Here is a 24,366-nt window from a genome sequence, read left to right as displayed (position 1 = left end):
GGAATGACCATGTCTGACACCCTCACCCAACACCTCAACGAATACCTGCGCGACGCGATGCTGGGGTTCTACCTCAACAGCGTGCTGCCTGAAGACACGGCAGTGGCCGATACCGTCAAGACCGTAGACGATGTCTATACCTATTGGCTGCTCGACCCCCAGGTCAGCCATACGGTGCCTACCACCCGTGTCGCCAGCGCCATTGCCAGCCTGCAGCAGTACATCACAGGCATTTACCTGGGCCTGGAGCCCGGCTACGACGAACAGGGCATGAGCGCTGACGAGCAGAGCGAGTGGCGAGACCAGTTGCTGTCCTATTCACTGTGGCGTGCCCACCAGCAACTCCAGCACTACCCGGCCACCTACCTGAGCCCTGCATTGCGCCATGACAAAAGCGACAACTTCAGGCAACTGGAGAACCAGCTCAACCAATTTCGCATCGAGCCTGCGCCGCTGCAGACAGCCGTCCACAGTTACCTCAGCCGCTTCGAAGCACTTGCCAACATCAAGACCCTCAATGGTTATATCGACGGTGATAAAGACAGCTTTGCCAGCAGCACTTATTACTTCACCGGCAAGTCCAGTCCGGAAAACACCTATTACTGGCGCACGCTGAAAATGGCCTCGGGCGACGCGGCCACTCCGCCAGCCTGGTCCTCCTGGCAAAAGATCCCGCTGTCGATTGACGATAACGTCCCCGAACAGACGATTCGCCCGGTGGTGTTCAACGGGCGCCTCTTCGTGGTGTGGGCCCAATGCATCAACCCGACGTCCTCGTCGAGGGACATCACCCCGATTGGACGAGGTGATGTCGAATCGGAGAGGGAATACCAACAACGGCTGGAAACCCGGATAAAGACCACCTATCTACAGTTGCGCTTGTACTTTTCCTATAAAAAACTGGATGACAGTTGGAGCGTGCCGCAGGCCTGCATTCAGGAATACAGCCTTGCACAGGGCCTTGACGAATTGAGCTCGGAAGACCTGATGAGTGCCACTGCGTCCATCGCCGTACTCGATTCAAAAAGCCAACCGCCGTCACTGTTCCTGGGCCTGAGCGCACAGCCGAACCATCAAACGGCTTCCTCGCACAACGGCGTGCATCGGCATTTCTTTCAAGCGGTACGGCTGGATCAGCACTTCAACGTCCATTGGCTGGAAACCCTGGGCAGCACTCGGCGGATGTTCTCCTGGCATAAAGAGTCTGAACTGGCCGGGCGGTACCAGGCCCTGTTCGGGCACCACAACAGGTCAAGATTTCAATTCAGGGCGCCCGAAACGGTCCAGGTCAAAGTTCACTCCCTGACCAACAATGCGCCCCATGGCACCACCCATGGCTGGAATTACGAAGACAATCAACAGCATATCCGCAGTCTTTCGGCTGAGAGCGATATCCGGTTCAACCGAACGACGTCAGTACTGGAGGTCACCACCCGCCTGGCGAAACGCTTCGAACCGCACCGCACTGTCAGGTTCAGCAAGGCAGACGCAATGGCCAATTTGACCATCACCCTCAGCAGCAGCGGTCCTGCCCAGAACGAGATGCTGGCGTTAGGCCCCACCGCCGAGATTTTCCTGGAGAGCGCCAGGCTGGCAACCTTCTCCAACGTGCGCATCGACTTGACCCTCAAGTGCAACGAGACCGGCGTCAGCTATGCCCAATTCATAAAAAATGCAGCGAATCAGCCGACGACCTTTACCCTGCCGCAGATTGAAAAAGATCAAGAAACCCCGAAAAGCGCGACATTCAATCTGCGCGACCAACGCATTAGCCAAGAAGCCTTCGATTATTTTTTCAATACGCCGGACGCCACCTATACCGTCATTCTCTCGTTCTACAACAATCAAGCGGAGTCCAGCAGCCATGCCTACGACTTGGTACTGGACAAGGTCCAGGTCCAGCAGAAACAACGCCTGTACAAACCCGTGTTGATGTATCCCAGACAGGGAGACAGCGCTTTACCGGAAAGCCCTCATCGCAATAACACGGTACTCGTCGGCCTGGCAGACGCCTCTCGGCGCACCCTGCGCGACACGTTCACTGAACTCTCCGAAACGCACACGCTTGAGGCGCAGATCGAACTCTCTCCCTCGACCTTGCACCCCTACGACGAGGACTCCACTGACACGACGGCTTCCACATTGACGCTGATTCACGGCGTGTTGCTACTGGAAAGCGATGTGCATTACCCCGACCCCATCATCCTGGGCTACGCGCTGAAAACCGCGACTTTCACCCTGCCGCCCGATAACAGCACCCCCATCATTCCACTGGCTCCGTTTATCCGGCGACTCGCTACCCCGCCCTATGGCACGGCAGAGTTCATCGACTTCAGCGGGTCCACTATCGAGTCTCTCGATAAGCCTGAAAACAAACGAGCGCCCATACGCACCAACACCTGCGTGGCCGGGCTGCTGGCAAAAACCGCGGGCGCAGGTTTGCATGAGCTGTTTGCGTTGGCGCCGGATGCCTGGCGCGAGCCGCCCTTGCCAGGCGAGAAAAAGCCCAGTCCCCTGGACTTTCACGGCCCCCATGGCACCTATTACTGGGAGTTGTTTCTTTACCTGCCCTGGCTGTTGGCACAACGCCTGAACCAGGAGCAACAATACGCCGAGGCCGAAACGTGGATACGCTACGTGTTCGATCCCGTACACCCATCCGGGTTCTGGCGCCTGCCTGCGCTGCTTACCAGTGCGCCACAACGCCACGACGTCTCGTCCGTGTCCCACCCATTGGCGACAAGCAGCGCGGTACATTTTCGTCAGGCGCTGTACCTGCTGTACGTCGACATCCTGCTCAATCGCGGGGATGCGGCCTACCGGCAAATGACCCGTGACGGCCTGGCCGACGCCAAGTTGTGGTACATCCGCGTCAAGGGCTTGCTCGGGCCAAGGCCGCCGCTCAACCCGGTCGATCCCTGGGCAGCCACGACCCTGGACAAACTGCAAAACCCTTCCACGCTCGACAGCACGACAGTACCTGCGGGCACCTCGCGGCTGTGTCGGTCCCTGAGCCCTGATTTGCTGCTGCGCTGGGACAAGATCGAATCTCGCCTGCACAACCTGCGCCATCACCTGGATCTGACCGGCAAACCCTTGAGTCTGCCGCTGTACGCCGCGACCCTGACGCCTCAAACGCTGCTTGCCGCGTACCAGCAAGGGGCGGTCGGCGCCAGCCTGCGCCCGTCCCTACGCACCGCCCAGGCCGCGCACTATCGCTTCCAGGTGCTGCTGGGACACGCCTTGCAAGCGGTCGACAACCTGATCCAGTTGGGGACGACCTTATTGTCGTTGTTCGAACGCAAAGAGCAGGCCCAGTACCTGGAAACCCAGCAGCAGCAAGCCTGGGACTTGGCGAGGCTGGCCGTCGAGCAACAGGCCCAGGCCGTACAGTTCGATGCGAGGAACCAGGAGGCGCTGTTGGCAGGACGCCGCATGGTCGAAGCGCGGGTGGCGTTCTTCGAACAGCAGCTCAAGCGAGGCATCAGCCCGGCCGAGGCCCAGGCCACCCAGGAGTACCAGGACAGTGCGCGCTGGGACACCGCCGCCGCCGTGGCACAAGCCGGCGCGGGGCTGGCGATGCTGATACCGAATATTTTTGGCACCTCCAACGGCGGCGTGCGCTACGAGGGCGCTTTTCACGCCCTGCACGCGGCGTCCCAAGGCATTGCCAATGAAAAGCGCGCCAACGCTGCCCACCTGGACCGCACCGACCTGTTTGCCCGACGCGCCGCCGAGTGGGCCCATTCGCTTGAACAGGCACGCCTTGAGCTGGCCCAGGTCGACGCCCAACTGCAGGCTTATACCGAACAGCAAGCCCATACCCGCTTGCAACTGGGCCTGGCCCAGACCAGCCTGACCCAGGCACGAAGCCTGTACGACCAGCTCGGCAAACGCTTTACCAACGCCCAACTGTATCAATGGCTCAATGGCCAACTTTCCACTTTCTACTACCAAGCCTATGACTCGACCCTGTCGCTGTGCCTGGCGGCCGAGGCCTGCTGGCAGGAAGAACGGGCTCAGTGGGACAAGCACTTCATTCAAACCCAGCATTGGACCCATCAATATCGCGGCTTCAGCGCCGGCGAAGCGCTCAAGCAAAATCTACTGAGCATGAGTAACGCCTACGTCACCCACAACGAACGTTTGCTGGAGATCACTAAAACCGTGTCGCTGCGCCATCTGCACAGCCAAGACCCGATGGCCACGCGCGACATGCCCTGGGCCGCGCTTAAAGCCGAGCTGGTAAAAACCGGTACCTTGACCTTTGAACTGACCCTCAAGCTGTTTGACGACGACTACCCAGGCCATTACCTGCGGCGTATCAAGCACGTCAGTGTGTCCCTGCCCGCCACGCTGGGCCCCTATGAAGACATCAAGGCCATCCTGACCCAAACCGCCAATACCACGCACGTCACCCCCGCGACCAGACACACCGAAGCCGCGGTAAAAAAAGACCTGCGCGCCAAACAGCAAATCGCCCTGTCCAGCGGGCTCAACGACAGCGGCTTGTTCACCTTGAACTTCGACAGCGACGAACGTTACCTGCCGTTCGAATAAACAGGAGCGATCTCCACCTGGCAACTGACCTTTCCCAACCATGCCCGGCAAAACGCGCTGCTCGAATCCCTCACCGATATCATCGTGCACCTGCGCTACACCGCTAAAAACACCGGAGGTCAACGATGAGCGTGCAGTCGCCCGAACTCTTGGAACCTAAGATTCCTGCGCTGCCCAAGGGCGGTGGCGCCATCCAGGGCCCCGGCGCGCAATGGGGCGCCGTGGGCACACGGGGTGAGGCGTGCCTGGAGGTGCCCTTGCCGATTTCGCCGGGCCGTGGCTTCACGCCGGCCTTGAGCCTGGGTTATCGCAGCGCCCAAGGCAACGGGCCCTTCGGCCTCGGCTGGGCGATGTCGGCAGGCGCCATCAGCCGTGATACCCGCAAAGGCGTACCGGCCTACGGTGATGACGACCGTTTCATCAGCCCCCAAGGCATCGACATGATCCCTGAGCGTGATGCCGACGGAGCAATTCAGGCCACGACCTGGGACCACTATAACGGCCTGGCCCTGGGTGAATCCCACCGAGTGGTGCGCTATTTTCCGGTGATAGAAGCGCGCTTCGACCGTATCGAGCATTGGTCTTGCGACAGCGACAAGGCCGGGTTCTGGTTGGTTCAGGGGGCCGACGGCTGCGTGCACCTGTTCGGCAAGACCCTGATCGCGCGCTGTGCAGACCCGAACGACGATCTACGTGTTGCCCAATGGCTGTTGCAGGAAAGCCTCAACCCCCTGGGTGAGCAGATCTATTACCACTACAAACGCGACGACCAGCCACCAAGCGCCGCCAGGGACTATCGCGCCCAGCGTTATCTGGCGCGGGTGTGCTACGGCAACCTCAAGCCCCTTGAGCACCTGGCGCTGTGGCGCGCGGACGCCCTCGCTGACAAGCAATGGCACTTCGAACTGCTGCTGGATTATGGCGAACGCCACACCGGCCTGAGCCAAGTGCCGACCTATGCCGAACAACACGCCTGGCCGGTCCGCAACGACCCGATCAGCAGTTATGCCTATGGCTTTGAACTCGGCACCCTGCGGCGGTGCCAGCAAGTGCTGATGTTTCATTACTTCCCCGACGAGCCGAGCCTGGGCGCCGAGCCGGTGCTGACGCGGCGTCTGTTGCTGGAGTACACCCATCGCCACGCCATCGGCAGTTGCCTGAACGCCGTGCACAACCAGGCCTTTGACGCCCAGGGGAACGCCAGTGCCTGGCCGCCCCTGGAACTGGCCTACAGCGCCTTCGTGCCGACGCTGGACGCCGCGCGCTACCAAGCGTTCGACGCCATGGCGGGCATCAACGACGGGCAGCATTATCAACTGGTGGACCTGTACCGCGACGGTTTGCCGGGCATCCTGCACCGCACCGATAAAAGCTGGTATTACCGCGAGCCGCTCAGGGCCCCCGGCCCGGCCAGCAGCAATGCGCTGATCTATGGCCCATGGCAGGCCCTGCCACGCATCCCCCTCGCCGATACCGTCCAAGCCACGCGCCAGGCACTGGCGGATCTTGACGGCGATGGGCATCTGGAATGGGTGGTGGCGCAACCGGGGCTGAGTGGTTTTTTCAGCCTCGACTCGCAGCGGCAATGGTCGGGTTTCGTGCCTTTTGCGGCGATGCCCCAGGAGTTTTTCCATCCCCACGGGCAACTGGCCGACCTGATGGGCAGTGGGAGGCTGGACCTGGCCTTGATCGGCAGCCGTAGCGTGCGTCTGTATGCTCAGCGCCAGGACGGCGGGTTTGATCCTGGCCAGGAGGTGCGCCATGCGCCCGACGATGAGGGGCTACCCACCCTCAGCCATTCTCCGGCTGAATTGATCGCCTTTTGCGACCCCCTGGGCAGCGGCCAACAACACCTGGTGCGTATCCGCCATAACGAAATCAAATGCTGGCCCAACCTCGGCCGTGGACGCTTCGGCAAAGGGTTTGTCTTCGCCACACTGGCGTTCGACCACGCCAGCTTCGATGCCGCCCATATTCGCCTCGCCGACCTGGATGGTTCAGGCGCGGTGGACCTGATTTACCTGGCGCCTGAACACGCACAGATCTATATGAACCGCGCCGGCAGCGGGCTGGCATCGGAGCCACTGACATTGCCTTGGCCCGAGGGCGTGCGCCATGACGCGACGTGCCAGGTCAGCTTTGCCGACCTTCAAGGCCTGGGCTGTTCCAGCCTGATCCTGAGCGTGCCGCACATGACCCCCCAGCACTGGCGGTATGACTTCGTCAGTCTCAAACCGTATTTGTTAACCGCCACGCTCAACAACCGGGGGGCCACCACCCAGCTGAGCTACCGCAGCAGCGCCCAGGAATGGCTCGACGAAAAACAGCACTGGCAAACCCTGGGAGTGCCCCAAGGCAGTAGCCTTGCGTTCCCAGTGCAGGTGGTCAAGCGGCAACAGCAAAAGGACCTGGTCAGCGGCAACCGCTCCACCCAGTATTTTCGTTACCGGCAAGCCTGCTATGACCGTGAGGAGCGCCAGTTCCTCGGCTTTGGCCTGGTGTTGCACACCGAGCAACCCCCTACGGCCGATGCGCAGCCTGGGGTGTTGACCAAACGCTGGTTCCACACCTTTGAGCCCTCGCAGGAGGCTTTTTACCCGGGCGACCCACAGGCGCCCGCGCTGGGGCCAACCCTGCTGGGCCAGTTGGAGGGCGGGCGCACAGGAGACACGCTGATCGCCACGCCCGTCGCAACCACCCGCCGCGCGATGCAGCGTGCATTGGCGGGGAGCCTGCTGCGTGAAGAGGTGTATGCCGCCGCCGATTCGCCACCACAGGCAGTGCCGTATTCGGTGCAGCAACAGCGCTATCTCATACGGCAATTAAGCCCGTCGGCCAAGGCCGGCGAACCGGCGGTGCTGCTGCCACTGTTGCTGGAGTCGCTGACCTGTCGCTACGAGCGCCAACCGGACGACCCGTGCTGCCGGCACATCCTCAATCTGCGCTGGGACCGCTACGCCGGCAATCTGCACAGCGTGGTGGTCGACTATGCCCGTCGCAGGACAGCCAGCGACTCCCCACCGCCTGGGCCAGCCCACCAGCAGCAGTGGTGGCGTGACGCACACGACTCAGCGCAGCAGACGTATTACCTCAACGAAACCCGCGCCCGCTTCATTCACCTGGACGCCGCGCAGCGCTGGCGCTTGCACTTGCCCTACCAGCAACGAAGCAACGTGCTGGTGCTGAGCAAAGAGGCGTTAGCGATTGAAAAAATAAGCTATGAACACTTCATCGCGCAGGGCCCGTCCGATCCATTGGGAACAGCGGCCGAACGCAGGCTGGGGGGGCTGTCGGTGCAGCACTACTGCGTGGCGGAGCACACCGAACCCTTGCCGGCCGGCACCGCGAGTTTTCAGGCGCTGCCTGCCTATATCGAGACAGCCGAACTCGATCAGCAAGCGCTGGAGGTATATGAGGGCCGCACTGTCACTGCTACGCTCAGTGCACAGCACTATCGGGCCATGGCCGCGTTCCTGTCACCGGACCCCGGGCAGGACGAGGCCATCACCCTGTGGTCCCTCGGCCAGGGTTACACCCGCTACGGCCAGGCCGAAATGTTCTATCGGCCTCGTCGGCATCAGGCGAGCCTGAGCCATGGGTTCACGCAGTCCGAGTACGACCGCTATGGGCTGTACATCATCAAAGTGCAATTGGCGGACGGCTGCACGACCCAGGCGCAGTACGACTACCGCCTTGGCCTGCCGGTGACGGTGACTGACGCACAGCGTACACAACGCTACGCGCACTACGACGCCCACGGGCAGCTGCTGGCGACCGGCCTCAAGGGTGAGGAGCACGGAAAGCCCGTGGGCCATGACGCCCCTACGCCCTTCATCCGCACGCCCGATACGGGCCCGGCGCAGGCCCTGGCTGATCCGAAGGCGGCGTTGCTCAACGCTCAAAGCGCGTGCTTCTACGACGTGTTCAGTTGGATGGGGCGCATTCCACCCGCCAGCATCCAGGCGCAATGGGTAAGCAACGGTTACCTGCTGCCCAGCGGGCATATTCGTGCCTCGGCGTTGGCACGCCTGAACAGCCTGAGCACTGCACTCCCCCATCATCAAACCCTCAAGCGCCTGATTCAGGCGGCCAGGCAAGTGCCGGTGCACGTCGTGGTACTGCACGCCGACCGTTGGCAAGGCACGTCGCAAACGGCGCAGATCCAGGTAGCCCTCGCCTTCAGCGACGGCTTTGGCCGCGTGCGGCAAACCCAGGAAAAGGCGCAACCGGGCCCGGCCTTTGCAGTCGATGACGCCGGTATGTTGAGCGCGGGTGCCGAGCCAATCGATGCCACTCGCCGTTGGCGGATCAGCGGCCGTGTGGAGTATGACAATCAGGGTTGCCTGGCGCGCACCTGGCGACCTTATTTTGCCGACCGTGCCGGCTATATCGACGATGCGGCCTTCAACACCTTGCGTCCCAGCGAGCAGCACTTTCATGACGCGTTGGGGCGCCCGGTACGCGTGCTCAATGCCAATGGCGACACGCGGCGCCAGACCTACCACGCCTGGTACAGCATCGCTGAAGACGAAAACGACACGCACGCGCCGGCCTGACAACAGAGCCGGGCCGTTACACGGCCCGCGCTCCTTGGCCTGACGTTGCGCGTATTAACGGCGGTGAGGGTCCATCACCCTGACCGCCCGATAGTTAAGCCCACTGATGTGCTGGATCATCACCCGATAGGCGCCACGACCGCGCTGCCCGCGATAACGCGGCAAGTCAAAACTGCGGACATTCTGCCCACCCGCCATGGCATGGCCGGTATGAAAATCCAGTGTGCGGTCTTCCAGCCGATCAATCACCCTTCTGAGAATTTCACCTCCCGGGCCATGTAATTCATTCTGAATAGGTGTGACGTCAATCTCGAGGGGCTCAGGCACCAGCCCGGAGGAAGGTCCCGGGCTTACCGGTTGCGCGGCGGGCACCTCAGAAGCGGAGCCTCTGCGGCCCACGCTCGTGACTCTGGTTTGCGGTTGTACTTCGGTATGGGTCAGCCCAGCCGCTGGCAGCGGGCTGGCGCCCACTTTGCGTGCCGGGGCGCGCAGTTCTATGCCTACAAACCCCAACCTGGCAAGCGTAAAGCTAGGGTTACGCTCCGTTCGTGAGGCTGTTTCAGCCCGGTCCCGATGCTCGGTGGGCCCAACGTACCCATAGAGACCGCCCCGCGCTGCCGGGGTCAGCCCGTAGGACAGACTCTTAGTGTCAGCGGTAGCCAGACGGTGTTCCAGGAAAAATTCCGCCAACTCGCTGACTTCATGTTCGGTAGCGCCCTGTCTGCGGCCCAGCTCTTGCGCACCGACCGTTACGGACTGCTCATAGAACGCTCTGCGCTGAACGTCAGTGGTGCCTAATCGCTGAAGCGCGTAAAGCGCCACGCCCACCACACCTGAAATCAGCCCGAAATAAGCCAGTTCAGCCCTATAGCCTATCTCTACCCCTACTCCGTGCCCGATCAACAACACCAGGAGCAGAACCGTCACCACCTCCAGCATCGAGCGGCGCTGCAAACCGTCTTCGTCTACATAACCCATGGGGTTGTTCCCCACCATCGCATACAGGTTCAGCCCATCCACATCCCCCGCCGGGTCAGCGCTGATCCACCGCAACAACCACGGCGCGTAGTACCTGAAGCCGTAGTAATACAGCCCGCTGGCGTCGCGCTCCTTGCCCGAATAACGTCGGGTTTTATAGTTCGCCTCCAAGGCACTTTTTGCCGCCCACCAGGCGGTTGCGCCGAAAGGGTAATAACTTTCCTGGCTCAACAGGCCGGCTGCCTCGTCCAGCTCCAGAGTGCCGCTGCCCAAATGATCGTCGAGGCTGAACCGCAGTTGCTCGTCCTGCATCTCGTCGGGGCGCTGCTGCTCCCACTGCAGACCTCTGACCGAATGGCGCCCGCCCGAAGCAAGCACCACATTCAACCACTCGCCATCCGGCCCGTGGCGATGCAGCTCCAGCCCTGGCAGATAAAGCACTTCATGGGTGTGAGTCTGCGTCTTGCCATGTGCCACGCGACGCTTGATGACTCGCTGGCCGGCGCCGTCGTACAGATACACCTCATCGTCATGTTCGCCATTGTCACGCAGCACCTGCGCAACGCGAACCAACTGGTTGCGCCCGTTCCAGGTCAACGCCTGACCAGGCGCCAGTGCCTGGAGATTGCCACGTTGGTCGAAGCCGTTGCCCAGGCCCGGCGCCTTTGCGCCCTCGCGGGCAATCACGCTGTGATTGCTGTGTTCGCCCACCTGCATCCGTTGGGTATAACCGCTGCCGGTGCTGGGCACATGGCGCATCTGCGTCAGGTTACTGGCCGAGTCGTAGGCATAGTGGCGGGTGTAGTTGCCCCAGAGATTGTCGTCTGTGGCGCCGAACGTGATTCGCCCCGGCAGTGCGGATGCGCCAGTATTGCGCGCGTTTTCACGACCGGTGGCCTTGATCAATCGCGACAGGCTGTCGTATTCGAATGTGCTTACTGCCTCCACCTGCACGTTGCTGGCCCAGCGGGTCGGCTGCGCCGCATCGCGGATGCGCAACACATTGCCGACCCGGTCGTAGCTGTAGAAGAGGTCTTGCAGTCGCTTGCCTGCCGAATCCTTGAGGTGGGCGCTCAAGCGTGTCAAACGTCCATCGGTGTCCGAATACTCGGCAACGCTGAGCACGCCATTACCCAAGCGTTCGCTCAACACCTGGCCCGAGGCGTTGACGCTGCGTTGATCCACCAGGGTCTTGCGCGCTCCGCTTTTGAACAGGATCTCGCTTTTCGTCAATTGGCCGTCGACACCGTATTGAGATTGCTGGCGATTGCCGCGCGCGTCGACCTGCTCCAGGCGTTGCCCCAGCGCATCGTGCTGCCAGGTGGTGGTGAAGGTCTGGGCTTGCAACTGTGCATCCCGCTCACTCACGGGCAGCGGCCAGTCGGGCGCGGTGTGCGACGTGCACAGGCGCCGGGTTTGCTCGGTGATGTTGCCTTGCACGTCGTAGCGCTCAACGAGCAACGTGCCTGCCGGGTCATCGTGACGAATCATGCGCCCACAGCGATTGCGAGCCGCCTCCGTGGACGTCATGCCCGCGTAACTCATGCGCTCGACACAGCGTTCAGCCGCCGCCTCCTCCGCGCGCTCGAATACCGCGACGGGGCGCAGCAACGGGTCGTATTCGAACCGCTGGCGCGTGCCTCGACTGTCCCACTGTTGCACGACCTGGCCGCCACTGCCGAGCAAGCGCGTCTGACGGCCCGCATCCGCGCTGTCGGTGCTCAGCACTTGCCCGCTCAAGCTATAACGATGAGACAGATTGGGCAGCACGTCGGGATCGGCAGCGTGCAACTCGAACAGCCTGGGGTCCCACTGTTGCTGCAACAGGCCGCGAGCGTCGAACACCTGCCGCGTGACCTGCGCGCTGGGTGATTGCTGCGCGGTATTGCGATGGTACGCCACGCTGCGCACGGTCAACCCTCGCGGGTCGACCACCGTCAGCGTGGGCGTGTTGTGATGCAAAGAAGACATAACCTGATGACCTGGAAACCAAAGAAGCCTAGAGCCTAGTCATCAAGCCAGTGCCAGCCTGCGGGCTCCGCACGCTGCGCAGTGTGCGGCGCTTCCGAGGGTGTCGTGAGGCTTACCGGACGCGGCGCTTCATGGCACCGGCAGCCAACCGCTGAAAGCACCTTGGGCACCCAACGGGGACCAGGCAAAATCCCAGGCGGGCGACGGCAATGCCGGTCGCGGCGCGGCTATCGAAGGGTGGCCCTTCCAGTCGAACAGGGTGCAATCGCGCCAGCTCAAGACAATGCCTGCCGCCGGGCTGTCATCCGTCAGCACCCAACGCGCAGCAGCGGCGGCCATGAAGGCCTCGATCGGTTCCTCATCGATCTGTGTGCAGTACGCCGAACTCAGCAACCAGCGGCATACGTTCAGATGGTACGTCCAGTCCAGCGGCGGCTGGTTGCGATAGGCCCAGGTCATGAAGGCGCGAAACAGGTTCAAGCCCTCCGGTGGGTCGAGCTTGAGCAACGCCGGGCAGATGTCGAACAAGGTATGCCAGTGAGGCAGCAGGCGTGCGTCCAGGTGCACGAAGCAGCGCGAATTACTCGGGTAATCAGACAGCGCCGGTTGCGCACGCAGGCGCCGCGACGCCTTGCTGACCAGGCGGCCGGCGCCGGCAGGCAATTGAGGGTCCATAGAGTGTTCTCACAATCGTGACGAGAGAATGCCTCCTGGTTACAGGAAGCCCAAGGCACACGTCAGGATGCGGGAGAAGCGCGGGGGTTGGCCGAGGGCCAGGAATAGCGCGGAGGCGCCTTGTTGCGCCGCTCATGGGCGACACGCGGGGCTTGGGTGAGGCCGAGCAGCCAGGCCAGGCCGATCAGAAACACCAGGGCAACGGTAACCGCGTTGCACACCGGGCAGGCAAAGTAGTTCGAGATGTTGCTGGAGGACGGGTTCGCCAACCCTTTGTCGGAAATTGGCGACTGCCCGCCGTCCACCGAACAGAACAGCCCGCCGATGCCCTTGAGCTGCTGCCCCATCATCTGGCCATGCCCCAAACCGCAGGCGAACAGGTTCATCAGCACGCAGAAGTACAGGGCCCAGGCGATCAGTGAGCGGTCAGAGTGGCGCAATTTCATGGCGGCGACTCTACCACCGAAGCCATAAAAGGACGCAATGCGACGCGCCCCTGTGGCAGAACGTCGCAGATTACGCGCGCCGGCCAGGGTTGCTAGACTCTGCACCCTTCTCGTTACTCCTTTTCAAAGCCTGGCGGAGCAGCTCCACGGCCCTACAGGCGTTTCACAGGATGCACAGTTGATGAGTACGTTATTCACCCGCCGCAAAGTGCTGACCGGCATGGGCCTATTGGGCCTGGGCAGCCTGCTGGGCGGCTGTGACTACAGCCCCAAGCTGAACTTCAAGTACGGCAAGGACCTCAGTGACAAGATCATGGGCCGCACCTTCAAGCTCAAGAACACCGACGGCGAAACCGTCACCCTGAGCTCGTACCGCGGCCTGATGCCGGTGGTGTTCTTCGGCTTCACCCAGTGCCCGGCCGTCTGCCCGACAGCCCTGGCCCGCGCCGCCCAGGCCAAGAAGCTGATGGGCCGCGATGGCAAGATCATGCAGGTGGTGTTCATCACCCTGGACCCCGAGCGCGACACCCCCGAAATTCTCGACAACTACGTCAAGGCCTTCGACCCAAGCTTCGAAGCGCTCTACGGCACCCCGGAAGAAATCGCCGTGGCCGCCAAGGAGTTCGGGATCTTTTATGAAAAGATCCCCGCCGGCGACACCTATACCCTCTCCCACACCGCCACCAGTTTCGTGTTCGACACCCGTGGCAACCTGCGCCTTGGCTTGCAGGCATCCCTTACCGCTCAAGAGTGCGCAGAAGACCTGCTCACCGTCATGGAGGTCTGCTAATGACTGCCGTTCAACACCTCAAGCGTCTCACCCTCGGTCTAACCCTGCTGGGCCTCGCTGCCCACGCCAGTGCCCAGGTACAAGTCACTGACGCCTGGGTACGCGCCTCCGTAGTGGGCCAACCGTCCAGTGGCGCCTTCATGACCCTCACCGCCGACAGCGACAGCAAACTGTTGAGCGTGGCATCGCCAGTGGCCAAGGACGTGCAGATTCATGAGATGAGCATGAAGGACGATGTCATGCGCATGGGCCCGGTGGGCTCGGTGGCCCTGCCTGCCGGCAAAGCCGTCAAGCTCGACCCCAACGGCTACCACGTCATGTTGATGGGCCTGACCGGCCAGATCAAGGAAGGCGACCAGGTACCACTGACCCTTACGGTAGAAGATGCCAAGGGTGAAAAGCAGGCCGTCGAAGTGAAGGCAACGGCGCGTGGGCTGGATGGCATGGACCACAGCAAGATGGACCATAGCAAGATGCATTGATTGCGCAAACAAGCCTGCAGCTCTTGCTCTGCTCCCCGGTAACGTTGGTTGAGGGTTGCCCCTCAACCATAGAATCTCCCACAGTTTGATTGCCGGGAGTGATCAGATAGGCTGTCAGGCCGCCCTCCCCAGGAATCATCGGTAATGCTGTTTGTCGTCATGCTCGGGGGCAAGCACCCGCGGGCCAGGATCGAAGTACACGATGTGGTGTTCGCCGTGGCGGACACCCTGCAAGCCACCTACCCGCAATTACGCGACGCCTGGTTCGGCAGCCCCAAAGGCGTACACATCGATTCATGGATGGCCGTCGATGGCGTCGACGGCTGGAAGGTTGAACTGAGCCACCTGGCGCCCCACGGCGATGCACTCCGCCTGTACTTCATCAACCTGGGCGGTTACGAAGCCAATAGCTTTGGCGAGTCCCATCACTACCTGCTGGTGATCGCCCGTAACAAAAAGGAGGCCATGGGCAAAGGCAAGCAGCAGATGCTCAGCCACTGGTCCCAGGCCCACACCGACGCGGTGCTGGATATCGACGACTGCCTGCCCATCGACCTGGTGGACGGCCGCTATATCCACCTGGTGCAAGCGGCGCACCGCCCGATCGTGCAGCGCAACGACTACCTTGTGCTGCCTTGAATCCTCACGGCGAAAACAGTGCCGGCTGAAACCCAGTGGAACTTTGCCGAGAAATAACCGCCTGAATCCGGTACGCTCACCGTTTTTTACTCTAGGAGTTACTCACCATGGCCAAAGCCACCGCCCGTCACATCCTCGTTGCCTCTGAAGACAAGTGCAACGAACTCAAGGCCCAAATCGAAGGCGGCGCTGATTTCGCAGAAATCGCTAAAGCCAACTCCAGCTGCCCATCCAGCCGCCAGGGCGGTGACCTCGGTTCGTTCGGCCCAGGCCAGATGGTCAAGGAATTCGACACCGTGGTCTTCAGTGCCCCGGTCAACACCGTGCAAGGCCCGGTGAAGACTCAGTTCGGCTACCACCTGCTGGAAGTCACCAGCCGCCAGGATTGATTCAATCCGCGCTGATGCTATAAACAACGGCCCGCCCTTTGGTGGGCCGTTGTGCATCTGATGACTGGCGATGCCCAGGCCGTTAGCGTACAAATCCTTATGACTCTTACCCGGCGCTCAAGGCTGATAATGCGATTGGCTTTTTCATCTCTGCTCTGTTCCACCCTGGCCTTGCTAATGGCCAGCACTGCGGTGATCGCAGCCCCGCAAACCTACCTGACGGTGTACGGCGAGCCCGCCAAATACGCCGAAGGTTTCAGCCATTTCGACTATGCCAACCCCAACGCTCCCAAGGGCGGCAGCCTGCGGCGTTCCGCGCTGGAGGTGGGGCGGTTTGACCATGTGCTGCCGTATATCGACAAAGGCATCGGCGTATCCCAGGTCGACGGCTGGGTGTATGCGCCCTTGGCGTTGCGCTCGCTGGATGAGCCTTACACCGTCTACGGCCTGGTGGCGCAAAAGATGGAGCGCGCCGACGATGGCCTGTCACTGCGCTTCTACCTGAACCCCAAGGCGCGCTTTGCCGATGGCAAGCCCATCACCGCGCAAGACGTGCGCTACAGCTTTGACGTGCTGATGACCCAAGGCAGCTTGCGCTTTCGCACGCTATTTGCCGACGTGAAGCACGTCGAGGTCGAAGGTGAGCGCCAGGTGCGCTTTGACTTTTCCAGCAACGAAAACCGTACCCTGCCCCTGGATATCGCTACCTTGCCGGTGTTCCCCGAGCACTGGTGGAAGACCCGCGACTTTGCCAACGGCGGTGGCTACGAAGCGCCACTGGGCAGCGGCCCTTACAAGGTCAGCAAGATCGACTCCGGCAGTACCATCACCTTCACCCGTGACCCCGACTGGTGGGGCAAGGACTTGCCGGTCAGCCGCGGCCTGTACAACTTCGATCACCTGAGCCTGGAGTACTTCGGCGACACCGAAGTAGCGCGACAAGTGCTACGCGGCGGCGCCTATGATTTCAACCGTGAATTCTCCGCCACCGGTTACTCCATCGGCTACAACGGCCCGGCCTTGGACGATGGCCGCCTGCAGCGCGCGCACCTGGCCAAGGAGATGCCGCAGCCGGCCCAGGGCTATGTGTTCAACGTGCAAAAACCGATATTCAAGGATCGCCGCGTGCGCCAGGCCCTGGCGATGCTGTGGGATTTTGAATGGGCCAACCGGCAGATGATGCGCAACTTGTACATCCGACAGCAGAGCTATTTTTCCAATAGTCCGCTGGCCGCCAGCCAGTTGCCCACCCCGGAAGAACTGGCAATCCTCGAACCCCTGCGCGGGCAGATTCCCGACGAGGTGTTCACCCAGGTGTTCAAGGCCCCGGTCACCGATGGTAGTGGCATGATCCGCGACAAACAGTTGCAAGCCTTGGCCCTGCTGGAAGACGCCGGCTGGAAACCTGTGGGCGACAAACTCGTCAATGCCCAGGGCGAGCCGCTGGAGTTCACCTTTCTCAACGTCCAGAACGGCGTTGAGCGCCTGTTGCTGCCCTACAAACGCAACCTGGCGCAGATCGGCATCACCCTGAATATTCGCCGCATCGACTCCTCGCAGTACGTCAACCGACTGATGGCCCGCGACTACGACATGATCGTCACGGGTTTCCCGGTCACCACCTCGCCGGGCATGGAGCTGTACAACTATTTCGGCTCTGCCGCCGCGTTCGATTCGGGCGCCAATAACTACATCGTGCTCAAGGACCCGGCCGTCGATACGCTGATCCATGGCCTGGTCAAGGCTGACACCCAGGCCAAGATGCTCACCTATGCCCACGCCCTGGACCGCGTACTGCAATGGAATTACCTGTGGATCCCCAACTATTACCCACCGGGCACCTCCGCCGCATGGTGGAACCGTTTCGGGCGCCCGGCCATCGAGGCGAAGAACGACGAAGCCCTGGAAACCTGGTGGGAAGTCAGCCCCACCCCGCTGACGAACGAACAAATGCAGGCTGAGTTGAAAAAACGCGGAGAGGCCCACTGATGTTTGCCTATATCGTACGGCGCCTGCTGCTGATCATCCCGACGCTGGTGATCATCCTGCTGGTGAACTTCGTGATCGTGCAGGCCGCGCCCGGCGGGCCGGTGGAACAAGCCATCGCTCACCTGCAAGGCATTGGTGGCGGTGGTGTAGCCGGCGCATCCGGCGAAGGCATCAGCGGCTCGCGAGCCAGCCGCGGCCTGGACCCGAAGCTGATCAAGGACATCGAGAAACAATACGGCTTCGACAAATCCGCGCCGGAACGCCTGTGGTTGATGCTCAAGAACTATGCCCAATTGGACTTTGGCAACAGTTTCTTCAGAGGCGCAACGGTAACTGACCTGATCCTGGAAAAGATGCCCGTCACGATATCCCTCGGCCTGTGGGCCACGCTGATCACCTACCTGGTGTCGATCCCGCTGGGCATACGCAAGGCCGTGCGCCATGGCAGCAGCTTTGATATGTGGAGCAGCACGGCCATCGTCATCGGTTACGCGATGCCGGCGTTCCTGTTTGCGATGTTCCTGATCGTGGTGTTCGCGGGCGGCACCTCGCTGAACTGGTTCCCGGTACGCGGGCTGGTCTCGGAAAACTTCGCCGAACTGAGCACCGTGGGCAAAATCGCCGACTATTTCTGGCACCTGGTACTGCCAGTAACGGCGCTGGTGATCGGCGGCTTTGCCACCTTGACCATCCTGACCAAGAACTCGTTCCTCAATGAAATTACCCGCCAGTACGTGGTCACCGCCCGCGCCAAGGGTTTGAGCGAACGCCGGGTGCTGTACGGTCACGTGTTCCGCAATGCGATGTTGCTGGTGATCTCGGGGATTCCCCAAGCGTTTATCAGCGTGTTCTTTGCCGGTTCGCTGCTGATCGAGGTGATCTTCTCCCTCGATGGCCTGGGCCGCATGAGCTACGAGGCGGCCGTGTCCCGCGACTACCCGGTGGTGTTCGGCTCGCTGTTTATCTTCACCCTGTTCGGCCTCTTGATAAAACTCATCGGTGACCTCTGCTACACCCTGGTGGACCCGCGTATCGACTTCGCCGCGAGGAACGCCTGATGCTCAACCTCTCCCCCGTGGCCCGCCGACGCTTCGAGCGCTTCAAGAAAAACCGCCGTGGCTGGTGGTCGCTGTGGCTGTTTATCGGCCTGTTTATCCTGACCCTGGGCGGCGAGTTGATCGCCAATGACAAGCCCCTGGTGCTCAGTTTCAAGAACGAGCTGTATTTTCCGGTGTTCAAGCGCTACACCGAGCAGCAGTTCGGTGGGCAGTTGCCGTTCCAGGCGGACTACCGCAGTGACTACGTGCAAAAGCTGATCAAGCAGGATGGCGGCTGGATGCTGTTCCCGCCGATTCCGTTCAGCGATGACACGCCCAACTACGAACTCTCCCGCCCTGCCCCGAGCCCGCCGTCGGCGGTGAACTGGCTGGGCACCGATGACCAGTCCCGCGATGTGTTGGCCCGGGTGATCTTTGGTGCACGGGTGTCGATCCTGTTTGCCCTGGCCCTGACCGCCATCAGCGCCGTCATTGGCATTGCCGCCGGGGCGTTGCAGGGGTACTACGGTGGCTGGGTGGACTTGCTCGGCCAGCGCATCCTCGAGGTTTGGTCTGGCCTGCCGGTGCTGTACCTGCTGATTATCCTGTCGGGGTTTGTGGAGCCGAACTTCTGGTGGTTGCTGGGGATCATGGCGCTGTTTTCCTGGTTGGCCCTGGTGGACGTGGTGCGCGCCGAGTTCCTGCGTGGGCGCAACCTGGAGTACGTCAAGGCCGCACGCGCCCTGGGCCTGGGCGACGGCAAGATCATTCGCCGGCACATCCTGCCCAACGCCATGACCGCGACCCTCAGCTATTTGCCATTTATCTTGACCGGGGCGATATCCACCTTGAGCGCTCTGGATTTCCTTGGCTTCGGCATGCCCGCCGGCAGCGCCTCCCTGGGCGAGCTGATCGGCCAGGGCAAGCAGAACCTGCAAGCGCCGTGGCTGGGCTTGACGGCGTTTTTCACCCTGGCGCTGATTCTGTCGTTGCTGGTGTTTATCGGCGAGGCACTGCGTGATGCCTTCGACCCCCGCTCATGAGTGACTGCGTATGAACCTGATCGAAATCCGCGACCTGTGCGTCGCCTTCAACGGCCAGACCGTCGTGCGCAACCTGAGCCTGGACGTGCGCCCGGGCGAGTGCCTGGCGCTGGTGGGCGAGTCGGGCTCGGGCAAGTCGGTGACGGCCCATTCGATCCTGCAACTGCTGCCGCAAGCCGGCACCGAAACCCTGGGCTCCATCAAGTATCGCGGCCAGGAACTGATCGGCGCCTCACCGAGCACCTTGCAAAAATTGCGCGGCAACCGCATTGCCATGATCTTCCAGGAGCCGATGACCTCCCTCAACCCGCTGCACAGCATCGAAAAGCAGATCGGCGAAACCCTGCTGCTGCACAAGGGCCTGGGCGGCAAGGCGGCGCAGGCGCGCATCCTCGAACTGCTGGAACTGGTGGGCATCCAGAAACCCCAGGAACGGCTCAAGGCCTACCCCCATCAATTGTCCGGCGGCCAACGCCAGCGGGTGATGATCGCCATGGCCCTGGCCTGCGAGCCCGAACTGCTGATTGCCGACGAGCCCACCACGGCGCTGGACGTGACGGTGCAGCGCAAGATCCTGCTGCTGCTCAAGTCCTTGCAACAACGCCTGGGCATGTCGCTGCTGCTGATCAGCCATGACCTCAACCTGGTGCGCAGTATCGCCCAGCGGGTCTGTGTGATGCGTGCCGGCGAAATCGTCGAGCAGGCTGACTGCCAGGCCTTGTTCACCGCACCGCAGCATCCCTACAGCCGCCTGCTGCTGGACGCCGAGCCCTCGGGCGATGTGCTGTGCAGCGAGCCCCGTGAGACGGTACTGGAAGTGGATGACCTGAGCGTGCAATTCCCCCTCGGTGGCGGGCTGTTCCGGGCCAAGACCTACCTGCGCGCGGTGGACGGCATCAGCCTCAGCGTGCAGCGCGGCAAAACCCTGGGGATTGTCGGCGAGTCCGGTTCCGGCAAGTCCACCCTGGGCCAGGCGATCCTGCGCTTGCTCGACTCCAGCGGCGGCATTCGCTTCCAGGGTGAGGCCCTGGACCCGCTCAACCATCAGCAGATGCGCCCATGGCGCAAGCAGATGCAGGTGGTGTTCCAGGACCCCTATGGCAGCCTCAGCCCGCGCATGTCGGTGCAGCAGATCATCAGCGAGGGCCTGGAAGTACACGCGCCGTGCAGCCTGGCCGAGCGTGACGCGCAAGTCATCCAGGTGCTCAAGGACGTGGGCCTCGACCCTGCCAGCCGACATCGCTACCCCCATGAGTTTTCCGGTGGCCAGCGCCAACGCATCGCCATTGCCCGCGCCCTTGTACTCAAGCCAGCGCTGATGCTGCTCGACGAACCGACCTCGGCCCTCGACCGTACAGTGCAGAAACAAGTGGTGGCGCTGCTGCGCGAACTGCAGGACAAATACGGCCTGACCTACCTGTTTATCAGCCATGACCTGGCGGTGGTGCGGGCCATGGCCCATGACATGATCGTGGTCAAGGATGGCAAGGTGGTGGAGCGTGGCGCGAGCCATGATGTGTTCGAATCGCCCCAACACCCGTACACCAAAGAACTGCTGGCAGCAGCGCACATCCCTTTGTGAGGTGAGATTGTTCCCACGCTCTGCGTGGGAACACAACCCGAGACGCTCCGCGTCGTGTCTTGGCCCTACGCCGAGTGACGCAGAGCGTCACGGTAGACATTCCCACGCAGAGCGTGGGAACGATCATTAACAGGATTCTGTACCCATGAGTACCAGCCTCAAGGACTACCAACAGGTTCGCGGCCTGGCCATCCAGTCGCTGTTCGAGATCATCGAGCAGTCCAGCGAGGGCACAGTCATCGTCGACCGCGATGCGAACATCGTGTGGATGAACGAGCGTTACGCCAAGCGTTTTGGCCTCAAGAGCGCCGACCAAGCCATCGGCCAGCCTTGCGAGCAGGTGATTTCCAACAGCCTGCTGCGCCAGGTGGTGCGCAATGACCGGCCGATCCTGCTGGACATCCAGGACACCCCCAAGGGCCCGCTGGTGGTGATGCGCCTGCCGATCCACGACGAGGCAGGGGCGGTGATCGGCGCGATTGGGTTTGCGCTGTTCGATGAACTGCGCAACCTGTCGCCGCTGATCGAGCGCTACCTGAGCATGCAGCAGGAGCTGGCCTCCACGCGCTCGCTGCTGCGTTCGCGGCAAAGCAAATACAATTTTGCGCACTTTATCGGCACCAGCGCCGCCAGCCTTGAGGTCAAGCGCCGGGCGCGGCGCAGTGCGAGTGCCGAGTCGCCGGTATTGCTGCTCGGGGAAACCGGCACCGGCAAGGAACTGCTGGCCCAGGCCATCCACGGCGCATCGCCCCGGGCGCACAAAGCCTTCGTGAGCGTCAACAGCGCAGCGATCCCCCATGATCTGCTTGAAGCCGAATTCTTCGGCACCGCACCCGGCGCCTTTACCGGTGCCGACCGCAAGGGTCGCCCCGGCAAGTTCCAGATTGCCCAGGGCGGCACGTTGTTTCTCGATGAGATCGGCGACATGCCGCTGCCACTGCAAAGCAAATTGCTGCGGGTGTTGCAGGAAAAGGAATTCGAACCGGTGGGCTCCAACGAGATGCTGCACAGCGATGTGCGGGTGATTGCCGCGACGTCCATGGACCTGGAGGCAGCGATCAAGCGTGGCGAGTTTCGCGCCGATCTGTATTACCGCCTCAACGTGCTGCCGATCCAGGTGCCGCCGCTGCGTGAACGGCTGGAGGATATTCCGGCGCTGAGCGAGGCGATCCTTGAGGAGTTGCGCAGCCAGCACGAACTGGACCGCGATGCCCTGGCGCTGTTGGCCCAACATGCCTGGCCGGGCAATATCCGCGAGCTGCGCAATGTGCTGGAGCGGGCGGCGTTGCTGAGTGATGACTTGGTGTTGAATGCCGAGGAGATACGCACAGCGATTGGCACTTTTACGCCGGTTGAACGCCGTGCGCTGGTGTCGATGGAAGAAGAGACATTCAGTGCGGCACGGGAACGGTTAGATCGGCAGGTGATCGCAGCCGCGCTCACGGCGTGTGAAGGGAATGTGGTAGAGGCAGCCAAGCGGTTGGGGCTTGGGCGGTCAACGTTGTATAAAAAAATGCTGGCTCTTGGAATAACCCAGTCTCATTAAAGAGACTAGATTCCCACTATGGAGACAATCCTGTGTGGGAGCTGGCTTGCCTGCGATAGCGTTGGTTCAGCTAGGGAATATGGCACTGTTACACCGCTATCGCAGGCAAGCCAGCTCCCACAAGGGATCTCCACTCGTCTCTCGATTGAGACTGCCTTCTGGAAAACCGTCGTTAAAAAGTAAATAAATCTATATATATCAACAAGTTATAAATCTGGCACACATCTCGCTATAGCTCCCTCCCACAGCCTCACCCACAACAATAACAATCCGATGGAGACACACCATGAGTGTGATCATTGCCCTGGCCGCGCTCGCGCTGCTGATGCTGGCCGCCTACCGTGGCTATAGCGTTATCCTGTTCGCCCCCATCGCCGCCCTTGGCGCGGTGCTGCTCACCGACCCGTCCGCCGTCGCACCTGCCTTTACCGGGGTGTTCATGGAAAAGATGGTCGGTTTTATCAAGCTGTATTTCCCGGTATTCCTGCTCGGTGCGGTGTTCGGCAAGCTCATTGAGCTGTCGGGGTTTTCGCGCTCGATCGTGGCCGCTGCGATCCGCTTGCTCGGCACGCGCCAGGCGATGCTGGTGATTGTGCTGGTCTGCGCCCTGCTCACCTACGGTGGCGTGTCGCTGTTCGTGGTGGTGTTTGCGGTGTACCCGTTTGCCGCCGAGATGTTCCGCCAGAGCAATATCCCCAAGCGCCTGATCCCGGCGACCATCGCCCTCGGCGCCTTCTCGTTCACCATGGACGCCCTGCCCGGCACGCCGCAGATCCAGAACATCATCCCCAGCACCTTCTTCAACACCACCGCCTGGGCGGCGCCGTGGCTGGGGCTGATCGGCACGATGTTCGTGTTTTGCGCCGGCATGCTCTACCTCGCACGCCAGCGCAACAAGGCCCAGCGTGCCGGTGAAGGCTATGGCACCGAGTTGCGCAATGAGCCGGAAACCGCCGACAACCTTGCCTTGCCCAACCCATGGGTCGCGCTGTCGCCGCTGATCCTGGTGGGGGTGATGAACCTGTTGTTCACCCACTGGATCCCGCAGTGGTACGGCAAGACCCACAGCCTCAGCCTGCCGGGCATGAGCGCGCCGGTGACCACCGAAATCGCCAAGCTCACCGCGATCTGGGCGGTGCAGGCGGCATTGCTGGTGGGAATTATCGTGGTGCTGGTGTTCGGCTTCTCGGCGATCAAGAGCAAGCTGGCCGAAGGCAGTAAAAGCGCGGTAAGCGGTGCATTGCTTGCGGCGATGAACACCGCGTCGGAATATGGGTTTGGCGCCGTGATCGCCTCGCTGCCAGGCTTTCTGGTACTGGCGGACTGGCTCAAGGGCATCCCCAACCCGCTGGTCAACGAAGCGATCACCGTGACCTTGCTGGCCGGTATCACTGGCTCCGCTTCCGGCGGCATGAGCATCGCCCTGGCGGCGATGTCCGAGAGCTTCATTGCAGCCGCCCACGCGGCCAACATCCCCCTTGAGGTGCTGCACCGAGTCGCGGCCATGGCCAGCGGCGGCATGGACACCCTGCCCCACAACGGCGCGGTGATCACGCTGCTGGCGGTCACCGGGTTGACCCACCGCGAAGCCTACAAGGACATTTTTGGCATCACGATCATCAAGACCCTTGCGGTGTTCGTGGTGATCGGCACTTTCTACGCCACCGGCATTGTGTGAGGTTT

General features: G+C 61.8%; 14 protein-coding genes and 1 pseudogene. 12 read left to right on the top strand and 3 right to left on the bottom strand.

Translation table 11 applies throughout. The annotated features are described in order from the left end of the window. The first annotated feature begins 3 nt into the window (after positions 1-3). Positions 4-4,689: pseudogene (locus tag GIW79_RS13235) on the top strand (neuraminidase-like domain-containing protein). Continuing rightward, on the top strand, positions 4,686-9,116 hold the full coding sequence (locus GIW79_RS13230) for a SpvB/TcaC N-terminal domain-containing protein (protein WP_236455352.1): 4,431 nt from the start codon (positions 4,686-4,688) through the stop codon (positions 9,114-9,116). The pseudogene GIW79_RS13235 and the gene GIW79_RS13230 overlap by 4 nt, the downstream one beginning before the upstream one ends. A 54-nt stretch (positions 9,117-9,170) precedes the next feature. Here GIW79_RS13230 and GIW79_RS13225 read toward each other — a convergent pair whose 3' ends face one another. From GIW79_RS13225 to GIW79_RS13215, 3 genes are all read right to left on the bottom strand, one after another. After that, positions 9,171-12,065: an RHS repeat-associated core domain-containing protein gene (locus tag GIW79_RS13225; protein WP_236455354.1), complete on the bottom strand. Its 2,895-nt coding sequence runs from the start codon at positions 12,063-12,065 to the stop codon at positions 9,171-9,173. A gap of 129 nt (positions 12,066-12,194) precedes the next feature. Further along, the gene (locus tag GIW79_RS13220) at positions 12,195-12,740 is read right to left on the bottom strand and encodes a putative natural product biosynthesis protein (RefSeq protein ID WP_236455356.1); all 546 of its coding nucleotides are present in this window, start codon (positions 12,738-12,740) and stop codon (positions 12,195-12,197) included. 62 nt (positions 12,741-12,802) lie between these two features. After that, positions 12,803-13,186 (bottom strand): DUF2946 domain-containing protein, encoded by a 384-nt coding sequence (locus tag GIW79_RS13215; RefSeq protein WP_236455358.1) that lies wholly within the window; start codon positions 13,184-13,186, stop codon positions 12,803-12,805. A gap of 181 nt (positions 13,187-13,367) precedes the next feature. Here GIW79_RS13215 and GIW79_RS13210 point away from each other — a divergent pair, with 181 nt between their 5' ends. The 10 genes from GIW79_RS13210 (at position 13,368) to GIW79_RS13165 (ending at position 24,361) form a co-directional block, all read left to right on the top strand. Continuing rightward, positions 13,368-13,976 carry an SCO family protein gene (locus tag GIW79_RS13210; RefSeq protein WP_034125726.1) on the top strand — a complete coding sequence of 203 codons (609 nt, stop codon included), beginning with the start codon at positions 13,368-13,370 and terminating at the stop codon, positions 13,974-13,976. Beyond that, positions 13,976-14,458, top strand: a complete 483-nt coding sequence (locus GIW79_RS13205; protein WP_054896538.1) for a copper chaperone PCu(A)C — start codon at positions 13,976-13,978, stop codon at positions 14,456-14,458. The genes GIW79_RS13210 and GIW79_RS13205 overlap by 1 nt, the downstream gene beginning before the upstream one ends. 144 nt (positions 14,459-14,602) lie before the next feature. Next, the gene (locus GIW79_RS13200) at positions 14,603-15,097 is read left to right on the top strand and encodes a DUF1543 domain-containing protein (RefSeq protein WP_127881307.1); all 495 of its coding nucleotides are present in this window, start codon (positions 14,603-14,605) and stop codon (positions 15,095-15,097) included. Positions 15,098-15,204: 107 nt separating this feature from the next. Continuing rightward, positions 15,205-15,486: a peptidylprolyl isomerase gene (locus GIW79_RS13195; protein ID WP_034125729.1), complete on the top strand. Its 282-nt coding sequence runs from the start codon at positions 15,205-15,207 to the stop codon at positions 15,484-15,486. Positions 15,487-15,615: 129 nt separating this feature from the next. Next, positions 15,616-17,475 (top strand): extracellular solute-binding protein, encoded by a 1,860-nt coding sequence (locus tag GIW79_RS13190; protein ID WP_089042565.1) that lies wholly within the window; start codon positions 15,616-15,618, stop codon positions 17,473-17,475. Then, a complete protein-coding gene (locus GIW79_RS13185) occupies positions 17,475-18,533 on the top strand; it encodes a microcin C ABC transporter permease YejB (protein ID WP_005788805.1) in 1,059 nt (352 codons plus the stop codon). Before GIW79_RS13190 ends, GIW79_RS13185 begins: the two co-directional genes overlap by 1 nt. Further along, positions 18,533-19,555 carry an ABC transporter permease gene (locus GIW79_RS13180; RefSeq protein ID WP_034125731.1) on the top strand — a complete coding sequence of 341 codons (1,023 nt, stop codon included), beginning with the start codon at positions 18,533-18,535 and terminating at the stop codon, positions 19,553-19,555. Before GIW79_RS13185 ends, GIW79_RS13180 begins: the two co-directional genes overlap by 1 nt. Before the next feature lie 10 nt (positions 19,556-19,565). Continuing rightward, entirely contained in the window at positions 19,566-21,137 is a 1,572-nt protein-coding gene (locus GIW79_RS13175; RefSeq protein WP_054896540.1) for an ABC transporter ATP-binding protein, read from the top strand. 145 nt (positions 21,138-21,282) lie between these two features. Further along, a complete protein-coding gene (locus GIW79_RS13170) occupies positions 21,283-22,683 on the top strand; it encodes a sigma-54 interaction domain-containing protein (RefSeq protein ID WP_236456582.1) in 1,401 nt (466 codons plus the stop codon). 286 nt (positions 22,684-22,969) lie between these two features. Continuing rightward, complete coding sequence (locus GIW79_RS13165) at positions 22,970-24,361, top strand: GntP family permease (protein WP_236453299.1); 1,392 nt, start codon at positions 22,970-22,972, stop codon at positions 24,359-24,361. Positions 24,362-24,366 lie beyond the last annotated feature (5 nt).

This window comes from Pseudomonas sp. PA-7-1E (genome assembly GCF_021605325.1).
Classification (GTDB): domain Bacteria; phylum Pseudomonadota; class Gammaproteobacteria; order Pseudomonadales; family Pseudomonadaceae; genus Aquipseudomonas; species Aquipseudomonas fluorescens_BV.
This window is presented reverse-complemented; position numbering and strand designations above follow the sequence as displayed.

What these genes read in the sequence shown, in the direction of transcription:
- GIW79_RS13230 (WP_236455352.1), top strand. Translation starts at nt 4,686, where the DNA reads ATGAGCGTGCAGTCGCCCGAACTCTTGGAACCTAAGATTCCTGCGCTG.
- GIW79_RS13225 (WP_236455354.1), bottom strand. Translation starts at nt 12,065, where the DNA reads ATGTCTTCTTTGCATCACAACACGCCCACGCTGACGGTGGTCGACCCG.
- GIW79_RS13220 (WP_236455356.1), bottom strand. Translation starts at nt 12,740, where the DNA reads ATGGACCCTCAATTGCCTGCCGGCGCCGGCCGCCTGGTCAGCAAGGCG.
- GIW79_RS13215 (WP_236455358.1), bottom strand. Translation starts at nt 13,186, where the DNA reads ATGAAATTGCGCCACTCTGACCGCTCACTGATCGCCTGGGCCCTGTAC.
- GIW79_RS13210 (WP_034125726.1), top strand. Translation starts at nt 13,368, where the DNA reads ATGAGTACGTTATTCACCCGCCGCAAAGTGCTGACCGGCATGGGCCTA.
- GIW79_RS13205 (WP_054896538.1), top strand. Translation starts at nt 13,976, where the DNA reads ATGACTGCCGTTCAACACCTCAAGCGTCTCACCCTCGGTCTAACCCTG.
- GIW79_RS13200 (WP_127881307.1), top strand. Translation starts at nt 14,603, where the DNA reads ATGCTGTTTGTCGTCATGCTCGGGGGCAAGCACCCGCGGGCCAGGATC.
- GIW79_RS13195 (WP_034125729.1), top strand. Translation starts at nt 15,205, where the DNA reads ATGGCCAAAGCCACCGCCCGTCACATCCTCGTTGCCTCTGAAGACAAG.
- GIW79_RS13190 (WP_089042565.1), top strand. Translation starts at nt 15,616, where the DNA reads ATGCGATTGGCTTTTTCATCTCTGCTCTGTTCCACCCTGGCCTTGCTA.
- GIW79_RS13185 (WP_005788805.1), top strand. Translation starts at nt 17,475, where the DNA reads ATGTTTGCCTATATCGTACGGCGCCTGCTGCTGATCATCCCGACGCTG.
- GIW79_RS13180 (WP_034125731.1), top strand. Translation starts at nt 18,533, where the DNA reads ATGCTCAACCTCTCCCCCGTGGCCCGCCGACGCTTCGAGCGCTTCAAG.
- GIW79_RS13175 (WP_054896540.1), top strand. Translation starts at nt 19,566, where the DNA reads ATGAACCTGATCGAAATCCGCGACCTGTGCGTCGCCTTCAACGGCCAG.
- GIW79_RS13170 (WP_236456582.1), top strand. Translation starts at nt 21,283, where the DNA reads ATGAGTACCAGCCTCAAGGACTACCAACAGGTTCGCGGCCTGGCCATC.
- GIW79_RS13165 (WP_236453299.1), top strand. Translation starts at nt 22,970, where the DNA reads ATGAGTGTGATCATTGCCCTGGCCGCGCTCGCGCTGCTGATGCTGGCC.